This window comes from Sodalis sp. RH22 (assembly GCF_047324165.1).
In the GTDB taxonomy this organism is placed as follows: Bacteria; Pseudomonadota; Gammaproteobacteria; order Enterobacterales; family Enterobacteriaceae; genus Acerihabitans.
On sequence record NZ_CP178731.1, the window covers coordinates 5,419,018 to 5,436,924 of the forward strand.

Annotated in this window: 16 protein-coding genes; 9 read left to right on the plus strand and 7 right to left on the minus strand. The window is 62.2% G+C overall.

What is annotated here, in order from left to right; genetic code table 11:
* Nucleotides 1-32: 32 nt before the first annotated feature.
* The 5 genes from mdtC to ACL2XN_RS24720 form a co-directional block, all read right to left on the minus strand.
* Nucleotides 33-3,119: a multidrug efflux RND transporter permease subunit MdtC gene (gene mdtC / locus ACL2XN_RS24700; protein ID WP_413721145.1), complete on the minus strand. Its 3,087-nt coding sequence runs from the start codon at nucleotides 3,117-3,119 to the stop codon at nucleotides 33-35.
* Nucleotides 3,116-6,235, minus strand: a complete 3,120-nt coding sequence (locus ACL2XN_RS24705) for an MdtB/MuxB family multidrug efflux RND transporter permease subunit (RefSeq protein WP_413727886.1) — start codon at nucleotides 6,233-6,235, stop codon at nucleotides 3,116-3,118. The genes mdtC and ACL2XN_RS24705 overlap by 4 nt, the downstream gene beginning before the upstream one ends.
* On the minus strand, nucleotides 6,235-7,491 hold the full coding sequence (locus ACL2XN_RS24710; protein ID WP_410014061.1) for an MdtA/MuxA family multidrug efflux RND transporter periplasmic adaptor subunit: 1,257 nt from the start codon (nucleotides 7,489-7,491) through the stop codon (nucleotides 6,235-6,237). Before ACL2XN_RS24710 ends, ACL2XN_RS24705 begins: the two co-directional genes overlap by 1 nt.
* Before the next feature lie 190 nt (nucleotides 7,492-7,681).
* Nucleotides 7,682-8,464, minus strand: a complete 783-nt coding sequence (locus ACL2XN_RS24715; RefSeq protein ID WP_413721144.1) for an ABC transporter substrate-binding protein — start codon at nucleotides 8,462-8,464, stop codon at nucleotides 7,682-7,684.
* 59 nt (nucleotides 8,465-8,523) lie between these two features.
* Nucleotides 8,524-9,687, minus strand: a complete 1,164-nt coding sequence (locus ACL2XN_RS24720; protein ID WP_410014063.1) for a methionine aminotransferase — start codon at nucleotides 9,685-9,687, stop codon at nucleotides 8,524-8,526.
* 248 nt (nucleotides 9,688-9,935) lie between these two features.
* Between ACL2XN_RS24720 and ACL2XN_RS24725 the strand changes: the two genes are divergently transcribed.
* Both ACL2XN_RS24725 and ACL2XN_RS24730 read left to right on the plus strand, forming a co-directional pair.
* The gene (locus ACL2XN_RS24725; RefSeq protein ID WP_410014064.1) at nucleotides 9,936-10,865 is read left to right on the plus strand and encodes a LysR substrate-binding domain-containing protein; all 930 of its coding nucleotides are present in this window, start codon (nucleotides 9,936-9,938) and stop codon (nucleotides 10,863-10,865) included.
* Nucleotides 10,866-10,896: 31 nt separating this feature from the next.
* Entirely contained in the window at nucleotides 10,897-11,853 is a 957-nt protein-coding gene (locus tag ACL2XN_RS24730; protein ID WP_413729671.1) for an aldo/keto reductase, read from the plus strand.
* Between the two features lie 96 nt (nucleotides 11,854-11,949).
* Here the strand turns inward: ACL2XN_RS24730 and ACL2XN_RS24735 are convergent, their stop codons facing one another.
* A complete protein-coding gene (locus tag ACL2XN_RS24735) occupies nucleotides 11,950-12,132 on the minus strand; it encodes a hypothetical protein (RefSeq protein WP_410014066.1) in 183 nt (60 codons plus the stop codon).
* A 177-nt stretch (nucleotides 12,133-12,309) separates the two neighbouring features.
* Complete coding sequence (locus tag ACL2XN_RS24740) at nucleotides 12,310-12,540, minus strand: DUF1272 domain-containing protein (RefSeq protein ID WP_410014067.1); 231 nt, start codon at nucleotides 12,538-12,540, stop codon at nucleotides 12,310-12,312.
* 147 nt (nucleotides 12,541-12,687) lie between these two features.
* Between ACL2XN_RS24740 and ACL2XN_RS24745 the strand changes: the two genes are divergently transcribed.
* From ACL2XN_RS24745 to ACL2XN_RS24775, 7 genes are all read left to right on the plus strand, one after another.
* On the plus strand, nucleotides 12,688-13,200 hold the full coding sequence (locus tag ACL2XN_RS24745) for a GNAT family N-acetyltransferase (protein ID WP_413723403.1): 513 nt from the start codon (nucleotides 12,688-12,690) through the stop codon (nucleotides 13,198-13,200).
* Between the two features lie 341 nt (nucleotides 13,201-13,541).
* Nucleotides 13,542-14,375, plus strand: coding sequence for an urease accessory protein UreD (locus tag ACL2XN_RS24750; RefSeq protein ID WP_410014069.1), 834 nt, complete (start codon nucleotides 13,542-13,544; stop codon nucleotides 14,373-14,375).
* Between the two features lie 11 nt (nucleotides 14,376-14,386).
* Complete coding sequence (locus ACL2XN_RS24755; protein WP_323476240.1) at nucleotides 14,387-14,689, plus strand: urease subunit gamma; 303 nt, start codon at nucleotides 14,387-14,389, stop codon at nucleotides 14,687-14,689.
* 16 nt (nucleotides 14,690-14,705) lie between these two features.
* The gene (locus tag ACL2XN_RS24760; RefSeq protein WP_410014070.1) at nucleotides 14,706-15,023 is read left to right on the plus strand and encodes an urease subunit beta; all 318 of its coding nucleotides are present in this window, start codon (nucleotides 14,706-14,708) and stop codon (nucleotides 15,021-15,023) included.
* A complete protein-coding gene (ureC, locus tag ACL2XN_RS24765) occupies nucleotides 15,020-16,723 on the plus strand; it encodes an urease subunit alpha (protein ID WP_413729673.1) in 1,704 nt (567 codons plus the stop codon). The genes ACL2XN_RS24760 and ureC overlap by 4 nt, the downstream gene beginning before the upstream one ends.
* A gap of 17 nt (nucleotides 16,724-16,740) precedes the next feature.
* Complete coding sequence (ureE, locus tag ACL2XN_RS24770) at nucleotides 16,741-17,193, plus strand: urease accessory protein UreE (protein WP_413723402.1); 453 nt, start codon at nucleotides 16,741-16,743, stop codon at nucleotides 17,191-17,193.
* A 1-nt stretch (nucleotide 17,194) separates the two neighbouring features.
* Complete coding sequence (locus ACL2XN_RS24775) at nucleotides 17,195-17,872, plus strand: urease accessory protein UreF (protein ID WP_413723478.1); 678 nt, start codon at nucleotides 17,195-17,197, stop codon at nucleotides 17,870-17,872.
* The last annotated feature ends 35 nt before the right edge of the window (nucleotides 17,873-17,907 follow it).

Here is a 17,907-nt window from a genome sequence, read left to right on the forward strand (position 1 = left end):
TATGATGAAAGGGATGCCATTGCATATCGCGGTTACTCTTGCTCGGGGATAACGATGCCGGCGCGGGACGGACGCCCTTTCAGACGCAATTTATCAAAAAACAGATAAATCACCGGCGTGGTGTACAGGGTCATCAACTGGCTGACCACCAGCCCGCCGACGATGGTAATGCCCAGGGGCTGGCGCAGCTCGGCGCCGTCGCCGCTGCCGATCACCAGCGGCAGCGCGCCGAACAGCGCGGCCAGGGTGGTCATGAGAATGGGCCTAAAGCGCAACTGGCAGGCCTGAAAAATGGCATCCGCCGCGCTGATGCCGCTTTGCCGCTGGGCGGTCAGGGCGAAGTCCACCATCATAATGGCGTTCTTTTTGACGATGCCTATCAGCAGCAGGATGCCTATCATGGCAATCAGGCTGAACGGGGCGCTGAACGCCTCCAGGGCCAGCAGCGCGCCGATGCCCGCCGAGGGCAGGGTGGACAGGATGGTCAGCGGATGAACATAGCTTTCATAGAGGATCCCCAGCACGATATACACCGTGGCGATGGCGGCGATGATAAGCCACAGTTGGGATTGCTGGGTCTGCTGGAAGACCTTGGCCGTGCCGGCGAAGGTGCCGCGCACGCTGGCGGGCACGCCCAATTCCGTCATGGCGCGTTCGATGGCGCCGGAGGCGGTGGACAGCGCCACGCCTTCCGGCAGGTTAAAGGAGATGGTCGAGGCAGCGGACAGTCCCTGGTGGTTAACCGACAGCGGGGCGTTGGCCGGTTGCCATTGGGCAAACGCCGACAGCGGGATCGGCTGGCCGGCGCTGTTGATCAAAAACATGTGGTCCAGCGCGCTGGGGTCCTGGGTATAGGCCGGCGCCACTTCCATCACTACTTTATATTGATTCAGGGGCTGGTAGATGGTGGATATCTGGCGCTGGCCGAACGCATTGTTAAGCAGATTATTGACGTCCGAGACCGCCAGACCCAGGCTGGACAGCACGTCGCGATTATAGATCAATCCCAGCTCCGCCCCTTTATCCTGCTGGTCGGAGTTCACATCGGCCAGTTCGGGCAGCGCCGCCAGCGCCAGGCGCACCTTGGGTTCCCAGGCGCGCAGATCCGCCAGATCGTCCGCCAGCAGCGTGTACTGGTAGGCGGCGTTGGACTCCCGCCCGCCGACGCGGATATCCTGCACCGCCGACAAATACAGATCGGCGCCCGGCTCCCGGGCAAGCTTGGCGCGCAGGCGGGCGATAATTTCCTGCGAGTTTTCCCGGCGTTCGGATAACGGCTTCAGGGAGATGTACATCGAGCCGGCATTGGTGCGCGAGCCGCCGGTATACCCGGTGACATTGTCCACCGCCGGATCGGCCGCCACGATTTTCATAAAGTCCTGCAGCTTGCCGCGCATCGCCTGGAAGGAAATACTCTGATCGGCCTGGATAAACCCCTGTATCCGCCCGGTATCCTGCTCCGGCATCAGGGTTTTGGGTATGGCGATATACAGCCATACATTCAGCGCCAGGGTGGCCAAAAACAGCACCAGCACCCAGCCGGCATGATTAAGCACCCAGCGCAGCGAACGGGCGTAGCCGCCCTGCAGCCGCAGCAGCAGGGCGGTAAACCGATCGGTTTTTTTAGCGGCGCGCGCGGTATCCCTGCCCAGCAGGCGGGCGCAAAGCATGGGCGTGAGCGTCAGCGACACCACCAGGGAAATCATGATAGCCACCGACAGCGTCACGGCGAACTCGCGGAACAGCCGGCCCGGCAGGCCGCTCATCAGCAGCAGCGGAATAAATACCGCCACCAGGGACAGGCTCATCGACAGTACGGTAAAACCCACTTCACGCACCCCCAGCAGGGACGCCGCCAGGGGATTCATACCGGATTCCACGTGACGGGCGATATTCTCCACCACCACGATGGCGTCATCCACCACGAAACCGGTGGCGATGGTCAGCGCCATCAGCGAGATATTATTCAGGCTGAACCCGCACAGATACATGGCGGCGAAGGTGCCGATCAGCGACACCGGCACGGCCAGCGCCGGAATCAGCGTCGCGCGCCAGGAGCGCAGGAACAGCAGGACCACCAGGATCACCAGCGCCACCGCTATCACCAGCGACTGTTCCACTTCGTCGAGGGAGGCGCGGATAGTCGGCGAGCGATCCTGCGCCACGTTCATCTCGATGCCGGCCGGTATCGAGGCGCGCAGGGCGGGGATGGCCGCCCGGATGCTTTGCACCGTGGAAATGATATTGGCGTCGGGGGAGCGGAAAATCACGATCAAAATGGCCGGCTTGCTGTTGACCATGCCGGCGTTGCGCACATCCTGTACCGCATCGCGCACGTCGGCCACGTCCTGCAGCCGCACCACGCCGCCGTTTTGGTAGTGCACAATCAGCGGCTGGTATTCCCGCGCAGTAGACAGGGCGTCGTTGGTGCGGATTTGCCAGCGGGACTGATTGTCCTCCAGCGCCCCCTGCGGACGGCGCACGTTCGCCTGGCTGATGGCCTCGCGCACTTCGTCAAGCGACACGCCCTGGTTGAACAACGCCTGGGGATTGAGCTCGACCCGCACCGCCGGCAGCGAGCCGCCGCCGACCGTGACATTGCCGACGCCGTCCATCTGGGAAATATTCTGCGCCAGCTGGGTGGACGCGATATCGTAAAGCTGGCCCTGGCTGTAGGTGTCCGAGGTCAGGGTCAGGATCACGATCGGCGCGTCGGACGGATTCACCTTGCGGTACTGCGGCCGGTTGGGCATGCCGCTGGGCAGCAGGCTTTGCGCCGCGTTCAGCGCCGCCTGGACATCGCGCGCGGCGCCGTTGATATCGCGGTCAAAATCAAACTGCAGGATAATGCGCGTGGTGCCCAGGGCGCTGGTGGACGTCATCTCGTTGACGCCGGCCACATGGCCCAGCGCCCGCTCAAGCGGCGTGGCCACCGACGAGGCCATGGTCTCGGGGGAGGCGCCGGGCAGGGACGCCGTGACCAGCAGCACCGGAAAATCCACCTGCGGCAGCGGCGCCACCGGCAGCAGGCGAAAGCCTATCACCCCGCACAGGGCAATCGCCAGCGTCAGCAGCAGCGTGGCCACCGGGCGGTAGATAAACAGGGCGAAGAATTTCATGTCGTTTCCGGCTTATCGACAACGGCCCGGCCGCGGCGCGACAGGCGGTCGAACAGCAGATAGATCACCGGGGTGGTGAACAATGTCAGCACCTGGCTCACCACCAGCCCGCCCACCATGCAAATTCCCAGCGGCCGGCGCAGCTCCGCCCCGACCCCGGTGCTGAACATCAGCGGCAGGGCGCCGAACAGCGCGGCAAGGGTGGTCATCAGGATCGGGCGAAAGCGCAGCAGGCACGCCTGGAAAATGGCGTCATAGGGCGTCATGCCTTTTTCCCGTTCGGCGGCCAGGGCAAAGTCGATCATCATGATGGCGTTTTTCTTGACGATGCCGATCAGCAGGATAATGCCGATTATGGCTATCACGTCCAGCTCGTGGCCGGACAGGATCAGCGCCAGCAGCGCGCCCACCCCGGCGGTGGGCAGGGTGGACAGGATGGTGACCGGATGGATAAAGCTTTCATACAGCACGCCCAGCACGATATACACCGCCACGATGGCCGCCACGATAAGCCATACGGTGCTCTCCAGCGCCGATTGGAACGCCAGCGTACTGCCCTGGAACCGGGTGGCCACGGAGTCGGGCACATCCAGATCCTGTTCCGCCTGGGTAATGGCCTGCACCGCTTGGCCCAGCGAATACCCGGGGGCGAGATTGAACGAAACGGTGGCGGCGGGGAATTGCTCGAGATGGTTGATGGACAAGGCGCCCAGGCGCTGCTGTACGCTGCTGATGGCGCTGAGCGGCACCATATTGCCGTCGGCGCCCCTGATGCGGATATCGTCGAGCGCCGCGAGCCCGGAAAGGGTGTCGGTATCCTGCTCCAGCACCACGCGGTATTGGTTGGCCTGGGTATAGATGGTGGAAACCAAGCGCTGGCCAAAGGCGTTATACAGCGCGTTCGCCACATCGGCCATGCTGACGCCCAGGCGGCTGGCGCTGTCCCGGTCCACCTTGATATAGGCTTCCAGGCCGCGATCCTGCAAATCGCTGCTGACATCCCGCAGCTGAGGCAGGCTTTGCAACCGGGTGAGCAGCGGCGGTATCCATTTACCCAAATCGGTCAGGGACAAGGACTGCAGGGTAAACTGATACTGGGTATGGCTGAGCTGGGTATCGATGGTCAGGTCCTGCACCGGCTGCAGGTAAAGCTGGATGCCGGTCAGGCCGGCGGTGGCCCGCTGCAGGCGTTCGATCACCACGCCGATCCTGTCCTGGCGCTTATCCAGCGGCTTGAGGTTGATCTGCAGCCGTCCGCTGTTCAGCGTGGCGTTGGCGCCGTCCACGCCAATCAGCGAGGATACGCTTTGTACCGCCGGATCGCGCATGACGACCGACAGCACCTCCTGCTGGCGCTGGGCCATATTGCTGAACGACACGCTTTGCGCCGCCTGCACCGTGCCCTGGATCACGCTGTTGTCCTGGGTGGGGAAAAATCCTTTCGGGATAACCAGGTACAGGACAATGGTCAGCGCCAGCATGGCAATCGCCACCGACAGCGTCAGCCAGGGATGAAACAGCACTTTGCGCAGCCAGCGGCCGTAGCCGGCCACCAGTTGTTCGAACAGCCTTTCGCTGGCGCGGGTAAAGCGGTTCTGCCGGCGCAGGGATTCGTAGCTCAGCATGCGCGCGCACATCATCGGCGTCAGGGTCAGGGACACCACCGCCGAAATCAGGATGGCTATCGCCAGGGTCACCGCAAATTCCCGGAACAGCCGCCCGACGATATCGCCCATGAACAGCAGCGGGATTAACACCGCGATCAACGACACGGTGAGGGAAATAATGGTAAAGCCTATCTCGCCGGCGCCCTTCAGCGCCGCCGCCAGGGGTTTTTCCCCCTGTTCGATATAACGGGAGATGTTCTCGATCACCACGATGGCGTCGTCCACCACAAAACCGGTGGCGATGGTCAGCGCCATCAGGGTCAGGTTATTGACGGAAAATCCGAGCAGATACATCACCCCGAAGGTGCCCACCAGCGACAGCGGCACGGCCACGGCGGGGATAATGGTGGCGGCGGCATTGCGCAGGAACAGGTAAATCACCATCACCACCAGCGCAATGGACAGCAACAGTTCAAACTGCACATCGCTGACCGAGGCGCGGATATTGTCGGTACGGTCGGCCAGCAGCGAGACGGTGACCGATTTCGGCAGGCTGGCGGTCAACGACGGCAACAGGGCGCGGATGCTGTCGGCGGTGGTAATGACATTGGCGCCGGGCTGGCGCTGGATATTCATGACAATGGCCGGCTGACGGTTGGCCCAGGCGCCCAGGCGGTTGTTCTCGGCGCCCTGTTCAATGGTCGCCACATCGCGCAGCCGCACCGGCGCGCCGTTTTGCCAGGTGACGATTAGCCGGCGGTAATCCTCGGCGGATTTCATCTGATCGTTGGCCGACAGGGTTACCGAACGCTGCGGGCCATCCAGGCTGCCCTTGGCGGAATTGACGTTGGCGGCGTCGATGGCGGTGCGCACGCTTTCACTGTCAAGGCCGTAGGCCGCCAGGGCGGGGGCGTTAAGCTTGACCCGCACCGCCGGGCGCTGGCCGCCGGAAATCGAGACCAGCCCCACGCCGCTGACCTGGGAAATTTTCTGCGCCACCCGTGTTTCCACCATATCTTCCACCTGGATCATCGACATGGATGTCGACGTGACCGCAAGCGTCATAATGGGCGGATCGGCGGGATTGACCTTGCTGTATACCGGCGGATTGGGCAGATCGTCCGGCAGCAGGTTGGTGGCGTTATTGATGGCCGCCTGCACTTCCTGTTCCGCCACGTCAAGCGGCAGCGACAGCTGGAACTGCAGCGTAACCACCGACGCGCCGCCCGAGCTTTGCGACGCCATTTGCTTTAATCCCGACATCTGGCCGAACTGCCGCTCCAGCGGCGCGGTGATGGCGGAGGTGACCACGTCCGGGCTGGCGCCGGGATACAGCGTCACCACCTGGATCGTGGGATAATCCACCTCGGGCAGCGCCGACACCGGCAGCGTCCGGTAGCCGAGGATACCGGCCAGCAGGATGGCGATCATCAGCAGCGTCGTGGCGACCGGCCGCAGGATAAACAGGCGCGAGGGGCCGCCGCTATGGCTGGACGGCAGCAACTCCATCAGGATTTTTCCCCGCGGCGCGCGGGGGCGCGGGGGCCTGCGGCGGGCTGCGTGCTGGCGGGGGCGATAACCTCGACCTTGACCCCTTCGGTCAGCCGGTCAAGACCGTCGGTAACCACCCGCTGCCCCGCCTGCAGGCCGGCGGTGATCACCACCTGCTGGCTGTCTTCCATGCCGGTGGTGACCCGGTGCTGGCTCACCTGGTCGTCATCGTTCAGGACCCAGACAAAATGGCCGTCGTTGCTCATCTGTACCGCGGCGGGGGGGATCACCACCGCGTTTTGCAAGGTGTCCACCTTCATGCGGATATTGACGAACTGATTGGGAAACAGGCTGTCGTCGGCATTGGCAAAGCGGCCCTTAAGCCTTACCGTGCCGGTGGTGGCGTCGATTTGATTGTCCAGGCTGAGCAGCGCGCCCTCGGTCAGCTTGGTTTTATTGGTGCGATCCCATACTTCAATCAGGGGCGCGTTGCCGGTTTTCTGCGCGGCGATAACGCTTGGAATATCGCTTTCCGGCAGCGTAAAGAGCACATCGATCGGCCGCGTCTGGGTCAGCACCACGATGCCCGTGGTATCGCCGCTGGTGATAAAATTACCCACATCCACCTGGCGCAGGCCGACCCGGCCGTCCATCGGCGCGGTAATGCGGCTGTAGGCCAGCTGCAGCTCGGCGCTGGCCACCGCCGCCTGGTCCACCAGCAAAGTGCCCTCGGCCTCGCGCACCAATGATTGCTGGGTGTCGAGCTGCTGACGGGAGACCAGGCTGGTTTTGACCAACTGCTGGTAGCGCGCCATATCCTGCCGGGCGTTGGCGAGCGTCGCCTGGTCCTTCGCCAACTGCCCCTTGGCCTGCAGCAGCGCCACCTCAAACGGCCGCGGATCGATTTGCGCCAATAACGTCCCCGCCTTGACCCATTGGCCCTCGGCGAAATGCAGCGCCATCAGCTGGCCGTCCACCCGGCTCCTTACGGTGACGGTGCCGGCGGCGGTCACCGTGCCCAGGCCCGTGAGAAACCGCGGCACCGATCGGGACTGCGCGGTGGCCGCCTGCACCGGCGACAGCGTTTGCGCGTGGCGCCCGGCGCGGCCGCCACGCCGCCCGGTCTCGGGGCGGGCCGCGCCCGGCCGGGCGGCGGCGGTGGGTTCGGCGGCGGGCTGTTCCCGGACATGCCGCCATATGAAAAACGCGCCGATAAGGAGGATCAGCAGTGTCGTTATCAGGAGCAATAAGCGTCCATTGCGTTTACCCTTCATGTATCGCTATACCTGTAATCATGCGGACAAGGCATCAGAATCGCACGTTCCCGCATAAAATAAGAATGATATACCCAGTTTAGCCAAAAAAACGCGGGTAAAAATGGAGGAAGTGTGGAGGTATTGTCAGGGTTTGTCGTTCTGGTATGAATATTGCCCCGAAAAGTGCTTTCCGGGGCCTGCGGACGCATCAGTCGGGGGCGGACACGTCGATATCGCCGAAATATTTTTTCGCCAGGGTGCCGATGGTTCCCTGGGCCTTCACCTTGGCGATGGCGTCGTCCAGCTGTTTTTTCAGGGCGTCGTCGCCTTTGCGAATGCCGAAGGCGATGCCGCTGCCGAGGATGGCGTCATCGCTGACCGCGGGTCCGCTAAACGCAAAACCCTTGCCCTGGGGCTGGGACAGGAAACCGGACTGCCCGGCCGGCGCCAGCACCAGCGTGCCATCGAGGCGGCCGGAGGTCAAATCCATATAGATCTGGTTTTGATCCTGGTAGGCCACCACATTCACGCCCTGGCCGGCCCAGTGGGCGTTGGCGTAGGATTCCTGGATGGAGCCTTGCAGCACGCCGATGCTTTTACCTTTCAGCGCGTCCGGGGTCGGCTGCAGCCCCGCGTCGGCGCGGGCGATAAGTTTGGTGGGCACCCGATAGATCACCTGGGTAAAATCGATGGCCTGGCGGCGCTTCTCGGTGACATTCATCGCCGAGTTGATGGCGTCGAATTTGCGCCCCTGCAGCGCCGGGATTAAACCATCGAATGAGGTATCCAGCCATTCGCATTTGACGCCGGCGGCCTGGCACACGGCGTTGCCCAAATCGATATCGAACCCCTGCAATTCACCGCTCGGCGATTTGGATTCAAACGGCGGGTAAAGCGCTTCCAGGCCAAAACGGATTTTGCCCTCGGCCGCCATGGCCGGCAGCGCGGCCATGCCGCAGGCCAATATCAACAGTGTCGCTATTTTTTTCATTGTCGTGTCCCGTCATAGGTAGTGTGTGAACGTCAAAAAAATACGGCCATCCCGGCCACTTACGCCTGGCGCCATGCGCAAAGCCGGCGCGCGCCTTCGCGCAGCGTGGCTTCATCTTTGGCGAAACTGAGCCTGATCATGCCGGTTTCGGTGCCGTCGCTGTAAAACGCCGACAGGGGTATCGACGAGACTTTGGCATCGCGGATTAATTTTATAACCATATCGTTATCGCTGTCCGCCGAGAAATGGCTGAACTGCGCCAACAGGAAAAAACCGCCCGCGCTGGGCAGCAGTTTAAACGGCGAATCGCGCAGGGCGCGGGTCAGTATATCGCGCTTTTGCTGGTAAAAAGCCGCCAGGCCGAGATAACTTTCCGGCTTGCCCAACGCTTCGGCAAACGCATACTGCATCGGCGTATCGGCGGCAAAAACCATAAACTGATGCACCTTGCGGATTTCCAGCATCAATTCGGCCGGCGCCAGGCAATACCCCACGCGCCAGCCGGTGACGCTGTAGGTTTTACCGAAGGACGAAACCACCACGCTGCGCTCGGCCAGGGCGGGATACGCCGCCATGCTGCGGTGAGGCGCGCCGTCGAACACCATATGCTCATACACTTCGTCGGAGAGGATCAGGATATCGGTGCCGGCGGTCAGGGCGGTCAGCCGCTGGATATCTTCTTCGCTGAACACCATGCCGGTAGGGTTATGCGGGCTGTTGACGATAATCATGCGCGTGCGCGGCGTCACGGCCGCGGCCACCGCGTCCCAATCGATAGCGTGCTGCTCCAGCGGGATTTTCACCGGCACCGGCACCGCCCCCTGCAAGCGGGCGATGGGGGAATAGCTGTCAAACGCCGGTTCAAAATAGATCACCTCGTCGCCCGGATGCACCAGGGCGCTGATGGCGCTGTAAAGCCCCTGGCTGGCGCTGGCGAGTATGGTGATTTCGCTTTCAGGATCATACCGGCAGCCGTACAGGCGCTCGACTTTATCCGCCAGCGCCTCGCGCAGGGCCATCAGTCCCGGCATGGCCGCATACTGGTTATGTCCGGCACGCATGGCTTTCGCCACGCCGTCTATCAACAGCGGATCGCAGTCAAAGCTTGGCGCCCCCGAGGACAGATTCAGGGCCTGGTGCTCGGCGCTCAGCTGTCCGATGGTGGTGAAGATCGTGGTGCCGACATCGGGCAACTTAGACCTGGGGGGAATAACGCTCTGCATGGGAACAACCTCCTGGTAGGGTTAAAACCGCAAAAGCCGTGACACGTAAGGCTGGATGAATCATGATTAAGCAACATATCCGGCCGCGCGACAACCGATCCTTTATCATGCATGCCATGCGCCGGGAACATGCCTGGAGCGCGGCGATAATCTCATCAGCGCGGCGCAGCCGCCTTCGCCGGCCCTATTACCACTGGAGCCATGCCCGTGGATGTTTCATCAATCCTGCTGTTATCCGGAGCCGAATCATGAATCCGCTGCCCTCGCTGGACGTGCTGAAAACCTTTATCGTAGTCGCTGAGCGGCTAAATTTCACTCATGCCGCGCGACATATGCATCTCACCCAGGGCGCCGTCAGCCGCCAGATAGCCGGCCTGGAACGGCACCTGGGCTGCGCGCTGTTTATTCGCCAGGCGCGGGGACTGGAACTGACCGAGCAGGGCGCCGCCCTGCTGGCGCCGCTGCAGCAGGCGCTGGGGCAAATCGACGCCACGCTCGCCCTTGCCGCCAGGCGCACGGGCACGCTGCGGGTAAAATGCCCCACTTGCGCCATGCGCTGGCTGCTGCCGCGCATTATGCAACTGCAAAACCAGCATCCGGAAATCGATATCGCCCTGACCACCTCATTCTCGCACGGCGTTAATTTCGCCAGCGAACATTTTGACGCGGCGGTGATCTTCGGCCGGCCGGAGAATAAACGCATCCAGGCCACCCCGCTGTTTGATGAAATACTCACTCCGGTGTGCATCCCGGCACTGTGGACCGCGCCTGACGCCGACGTCGCCCGGCTGGCGGATAAAACCCTGCTTCATCCCACCCGCGATCGCCGCGATTGGCTATTATGGTTAAAGACGGCGGGCTGCGACGTAGCGCCGCTGACCAAGGCGCAGCATTTTGACACGCTGGATCTGGCCATGACCGCGGCCCTGCAGGGATATGGCATCGCCATGGGCGATCTCTGCCTGCTGGAGTTCGATCTTGAGGCCCGGCGCCTGACGGCGCCGTTTCCGCTGTGCATACAAAGCGGCGCCTCTTATTATCTGATTCATCCTGAGCAAAAGGTCCTGTCGCCTTCGCTTACGCTGTTCAAGCACTGGCTGGAGCGGGAGGCGCGGGAGAGCCGGCAAAGGCTGGCGCGTAACCTGGGGAGTGCTAAGGTAGTCAGCATGGCAAAATAGTAACGCTCAACAGCAATAAGGGGGTATCACCATGGAAACAAGAACACTGGGCCGTTCCGGGATTACCGTGCCGCCGCTGGCATTCGGCGGCAATGTATTTGGCTGGACCATCGACCGGCAGATGTCTTTTCGCCTGCTTGACGCCCTGGCGGAGCGCGGGCTGAATTTCATCGATACGGCCGACGTCTACTCGGCCTGGGTTGACGGCAACCAGGGCGGCGAATCCGAAACCATTATCGGCGAGTGGCTGAAAAAAAGCGGCAGGCGGGACGGGATGATTATCGCCACCAAGGTGGGCAAGCCCATGGGCGGCGATAAAAAGGGGCTGTCGGCGGGGTATATCAAACGCGCGGTGGAAGAGTCGCTTAAGCGCCTGCAAACCGATTATATCGATCTGTATCAATCCCACGACGACGACAAGTCCGTACCGCTGGAGGAGACCCTGGCCGCGTTCGACGCCTTGATTAAAGCAGGCAAGGTGCGGGCCATCGGGGCGTCGAATTATGAAGGTCCACGCCTGGCGCAGGCGCTGCGCATCAGCGAACAGAATGGCCTGGCGCGTTATGAAACGCTGCAGCCCAAGTTTAATCTCTACGATCGCCAGGAATACGAGCAAAACCTGGCGCCGGTGGTGACCGCGCATGGCGTTGGCGTAATCAACTTTTACGCGCTGGCAAGCGGCTTCCTGACCGGTAAATACCGCGCCGCCGAAGATGCCGCCAAAAGCCCGCGCGGGCAAAGCGTGGTCGAGGGATACTTAAACCCGCGCGGCCTGCGCATCCTGAAGGCGCTGGATGCCGTCAGCGAGCAGCACCAGGTCACGCCGACCCAGGTGGCGCTGGCCTGGAATCTCAAGCAGCCCGGCATCACGGCGCCTATTGCCAGCGCAACGTCGGTGGAACAGCTTGACGAACTGGCGCAAGCGCTTGAACTGCGGCTCAGCGCCGAGGATGTCCGCGTGCTGGATGAAGCCAGCGCCTGGAAATAAACCTCGCGGCCGCGGCGCGCAGCCATGCCGGGAGGAGCCACGCGCCGGGTAGGGCATCATACCGGGCGGGCGGCTTCACTTTCCCGCCCGCGGGCGTTAAAAGGATTTGACCAGCACACCCTTGGCGGGCTGCGCGGTTCCTGTTCTGATCAGGGAATCAAAGGATTTTTCCGCTTTCATCACCTGTTGAAAAAATTCTTCCGGCGTCAGGCCGGTGGCCTTGCCGCTCATATAGGCCAATGCCAATTCTTTTGCCTGAAAACGTGAAAAATTATACATTTTTTGCCTCGGATAACGTTAATTTTATGCACAAAAAGTGGGCCGGATAAGGGTATTAATCCTTTATCTATCGGCCAGCACCGAATGGTCATCATTCCTTTGTCGCCGATGAAAGCATATTACGTTAATGCCTTATCTTTGATAGCTGCTTTCATAGATGGATTCGATAGCTGAAAGTTAACGTTTTGCAATAATACGCCGTGTCGAGGCCGGATGCAGTTTAAGCCGGTGGGGTGGACGGATGGGCCTGGCAGTTAATTCTCCGCCGCAGTTGGGGCAGGTATTATTAAGTTCATTGGCGGCACAGTCGGCGCAGAAGGTGCATTCATAAGAACAGATGCGCGCCTGATGGCTTGCGGGGGGTAAATCGCAATCACAGCGTTCGCAGTTCGGGCGTAATTCAAGCATCTTGTCCCCACGTGATAAAGTTTGACGGCAACTTGTGATTTTTAACAAAATATATTGATATAGTACAGGCCAAAAGCGGCCGGGATGAGGTCCATTTCGGGACAGATATCCCAGGGTCGGGTTAATGTCCTTACACGGCGGGGTAGAATGAATATACGTCATATGGCGGAAGCTGATTTTCCCGGCATCTGCCGCTGGTTTAACACCGAAAAAGAGCTGGCGCAATGGGGCGGTCCCCTGCCGCGTTTTCCCCTGGATCCGCCGCAATTAGCTGAAATGCTCGGCGAATCGGCCGGCACGCCTCCCCGGAGATGGCTGTTTTGCGCCGGGGAGCCCGGCGCGGCCACCGCTACCGCCCAGGTGACTTTTGACTGGCGCAACGGCGTCGCCCTGCTGGGGCGGGTGGCCGTGAACCCCGCCAACCGGGGGCAGGGCATCGCCATCCCCTTCCTGAGCGCCATTGTGCAGCGGGTGTTTGCCGAGCCGCTGATTGAGCGTCTGGAACTGAATGTCTACACCTTTAACCAGGCGGCAATCCACACCTATGAAAAACTGGGTTTTATCCGCGAAGGCGTGCGCCGCAGCTCGGCCAAAGTGGGCCGGGAGCGCTGGGATACCGCCCTGTACGCCATGTTGCGCGGTTCTGGCGCCTTGGCTTAACGCCATTTTAGCCCCCTAATCCCCGGTGCCTTAACGCGCCCAACGGTTAATTTTATCTCGCCCTATAGCTGAACCCGGGTCGGCGGGTAACCCTGTTTTTCCCGCCGGGGAAGGCGGTGTTGGCGTTATAGCGCGTTCACCCTTGCGCACCGGCATGGCGCATTTTTATCGCTGTTACCGCTTGGGGTGCAGGCATGGCACTAATATGGTGCGCCATGAGGGCGTGAGCACAGGTGATCCCCGGTTGAGAATTGGCTTAAATATTGCTACGGAAAGGCTTTGGACTTGTTATCTCATGGCCTGTCACTACAAGGCCATGGTATGCCGTGCAGTAGGGTGCTATGACAAACGACACTGTTCTACCCGTGCCGCCGCCCGCGGGCTGGCTGGGTAAGCTCGCGCTGGGATTCGAGCGGCGCCACGGCCGGACGTTGCTGACGACCCGGCGGCATAGCGGACCCTACCGGGTGCAGCGGGCGTTTTATCCCCAGGCCGATCACCCCCACGTCTATTTGCTGCATCCGCCGGGCGGCGTGGTCGGCGGTGACCGGCTTGAATTATCGGTCGCCATGGCGGCGCAGAGTCATGCGCTGCTGACCATGCCGGGCGCCACCAAATTTTACCGCAGCGCGGGCCAGCTGGCCCGGGTGTCGCAGCGATTTTCGCTCGGCGAGGACAGCATACTTGAATGGCTGCCGCAGGATAATATCCTGTTCCCGGCCGCCAGGGTGGCTATCGATACCGAGTTCCGGCTGGCCCCAGGCGCGCGCCTGCTGGGCTTTGAAACCCTGTGCCTTGGCCGGCCGGCGGCCGGCGAAGCCTTTACCTCCGGTAGCCTGGATGCGTCCCTGCGCATTATCCTGCCGGGATCGCCGGGCCTGTTCGAGCGGTTGCGCATCAGCGCGGGCCGGCTGGAAAAACTGGGCGGCCATCCGCTAAGCGCGACCTTTTATGCCACCCCCGTCACCGAGAAGATGCTGGCCGAGGTGCGTCTGCTGCTCGACGCCGCCCATGCGCCGGCGGCCGGCGCCAGCCTGCTGGATTCATTGCTGGTCGTACGGGTGCTGGATAATGATAACCAGCGGCTGCAGCATCTGCTGCACCGGATCTGGGCCTGTTTACGGCCCGGGATGCTGGGGCTGGAAGCGTCGCCCCCGCGTATCTGGGCAACCTGAGGAGTTGAAGAATGGAATTGTCGCCAAGAGAAAAAGACAAGCTGTTGCTGTTTACCGCCGCCCTTCTGGCGGAACGGCGGCAGGCCCGTGGGCTGAAGCTGAATTATCCGGAGGCGGTGGCGCTGATAAGCGCCGCGATCCTGGAGGGCGCGCGCGACGGGCTGACGGTGGCCGAACTGATGAGCCTGGGCCGCGAGGTATTAACCCGCGATGACGTGATGGAAGGGGTGCCGGAAATGATCCCCGACGTGCAGGTGGAAGCGACCTTCCCCGACGGCACCAAACTGGTGACGGTCCACGATCCGATAATCTGACAAGCAGCGAGGCGTTATGATACCTGGTGAAATGTGTATCGCCGAGGGCGATATCGAGCTTAACACCGACCGCGATCGCGTGACGGTTACCGTCGCCAACCATGGCGACCGGCCGGTACAGGTGGGATCGCATTACCATTTTTTCGAAGTTAATCCGGCGCTGAAGTTCGATCGCGCGGCGGCGCGCGGGTTCAGGCTGGATATCGCCGCCGGCACGGCGGTGCGCTTCGAGCCGGGACAATCCCGGGACGTTACCCTGGTGGCCTATGCGGGCAAACGCGAAGTCTACGGCTTTCGCGGGGAAATCATGGGTAAGCTGGAGTCATCGTCATGAGCAGAATTTCCCGCCGCGCCTATGCGGAAATGTTCGGCCCCACGGTGGGCGACCGGCTGCGGCTGGCGGATACCGAGCTGTGGATCGAAGTGGAAAAGGACTTTACCCTGTATGGCGAAGAGGTAAAGTTCGGCGGCGGCAAAGTGATCCGCGACGGCATGGGGCAGGGGCAGATGACGTCGGCGTTTTGTGTCGATCTGGTGCTGACCAACGCCCTGATTATCGATCACTGGGGTATCGTTAAAGCGGATATCGGCGTCAAGGACGGACGGATCGTCGGCATCGGCAAGGCAGGCAACCCGGACATCCAGCCCGGGGTGACCATCCCCATCGGTCCCGGCACTGAAGTGGTGGCGGCAGAGGGCAAAATCGTCACCGCCGGCGGTATCGACGCGCATATTCATTTTATCTGCCCGCAGCAGGTGGAAGAAGCCATCTGCGCCGGCGTAACGACCATGATCGGCGGCGGCACCGGGCCCGCGGCGGGCACCAACGCCACCACCTGCACCCCCGGTCCCTGGTATCTGGCGCGCATGCTGCAGGCGGCGGAAACCCTGCCGGTCAATATCGGTTTTACCGGTAAGGGCAACGCGTCGCAGCCGGCAGCGCTGGCCGAACAGGTGGAAGCCGGGGCCATCGGCCTGAAGCTGCATGAGGACTGGGGAACCACGCCGGCGGCCATCGATTGCTGCCTGGGCGTGGCGGATAATTATGATGTGCAGGTGGCTATCCATACCGACACCCTGAACGAAGCGGGATTTGTCGAGGATACGCTGGCCGCCATCGGCGATCGCACCATCCATACCTATCATACCGAGGGCGCGGGGGGCGGCCATGCGCCGGATATCATCAAGGTGTGCGGCCACGCGAACATCCTGCCCTCATCCACCAACCCCACCATGCCTTATACGGTGAACACCATCGACGAGCATCTGGATATGCTGATGGTTTGCCACCATCTTGACGCCGGCATCGCCGAGGACGTGGCGTTCGCCGAATCGCGCATCCGGCGTGAAACCATCGCCGCCGAGGATATCCTGCACGATTTGGGCGCGTTTTCCATGCTGTCGTCCGACTCGCAGGCGATGGGCCGGGTGGGCGAGGTGATCCTGCGCACCTGGCAGGCGGCGCATAAAATGAAGGTGCAGCGCGGCCCGCTGGCGCCGGACGGTGAGCGCAACGACAATTTCCGGGTAAAGCGCTATATCGCCAAATACACCATCAACCCGGCCATCACCCACGGCATATCCCATGAGGTCGGCTCCATCGAGCGCGGCAAGCTGGCGGATCTGGTACTGTGGTCGCCGGCGTTTTTCGGCGTCAAGCCGGCGCTTATCATTAAGGGCGGCATGATCGCCATGGCGCCGATGGGCGATGCCAACGCGTCGATTCCCACGCCGCAGCCGGTCCACTACCGCCCGATGTTCGGCGCGCTCGGCGGCGCGCGCCACGCCACGCGCATGACGTTTTTGTCCCAGGCGGCGTACGGCAACGGCCTGGCCGGCCGGCTGGGCCTGCAAAGCCTGCTGGGCGAGGTCAGGCACTGCCGCCACGTCAGGAAGGCCGATATGATCCATAATCATTGGCAGCCCACCATCGAGGTGGACGCGCAGACCTATCAGGTCCGGGCCGACGGCGAACTCCTGACCTGCGAGCCCGCCGATATCTTACCGATGGCGCAGCGCTATTTTCTTTTTTAACCGAGTCGGGAATCAGGATGATTGTTTTAACGAAACACCTTGATAAGGCTTTGGCGGCTACCGCCACCGTGACGCTGGATCTGGATACACGCATCAAGAGCCGGGCCCAGGTGCGGCTGGACGACGGCCGCGAGGCCGGCCTGCTGTTGCCGCGCGGGCAGGTGATCCGCGGCGGGGACGTGCTTGCCACCGAAGACGGCGGCGAAGTCGTGCGGGTGATTGCCGCGCCTGAAACCGTCTCCACGGTGTATGCGCGCGATACGCTGCTGCTGGCGCGGGTCTGCTATCACCTGGGCAACCGCCATGTGCCGTTGCAGATCGAGCGCGATTGGGTGCGCTATCAGCACGATCATGTGCTGGACGCCATGGTGATGGGATTGGGCGCGGCGGTCAGGACCGAGCAGGCGGCGTTCGAACCCGAGGCCGGGGCGTACCAGAGCGCGCCCCATGGCCATCATCATCCGCACTGATATGCTGGAGCAAACCGCGCTGCTGCGCCTGATGCAGCTTATCAGCCCCAGCCTGCCGGTGGGCGGCTTTACCTATTCGCAGGGGCTGGAATGGGCGGTGGAGGCGGGCTGGGTTATGTCAGGCGACGCCTTTGCCGACTGGCAGCGGCAGATTATCGCCGACACCTTAGGCGGCCTGGACTGGCCGGTATTGATCCGCCTGTACCGGGCCTGCGCGGCGGATGACAGCGGGCAGTTTGCCCGCTGGAGCGATTTTCTGCTGGCCGCGCGCGAGACCTGCGAGCTCAGGCGCGAAGAACAGCAGCGGGGCCAGGCGTTAAGCCGGCTGATCCTGGAATGGCCGGACCTGCCGCTGGACGGCGCATGGCTGCCGGCGCTGCGCCAGAGCCAATTGGCGGGTATGGCCTGGCTGGGCTGGCAATGGGCGATTCCTCTGGAGGCGCTGGCCATGGGCTACGGCTACAGCGTGCTGGAAAGCGGCGTCATGGCGGGGCTGAAGCTGGTGCCGTTCGGCCAGCAGAAGGCGCAAAGCCTGTTGCGTGAGCTGTCCGCGCTGCTGCCGGCGGCATTCGCCCGCGCCGGGCGGCTGGATGACGATGCGCTGGGCGGCAGTTTTCCGCTGCAGGCCATTGCGTCGTCCCGCCATGAAACCCAGTATTCACGCCTGTTTCGTTCCTGATGATGTCATTATCGGGCGCAAGCGGCGGACGCTTC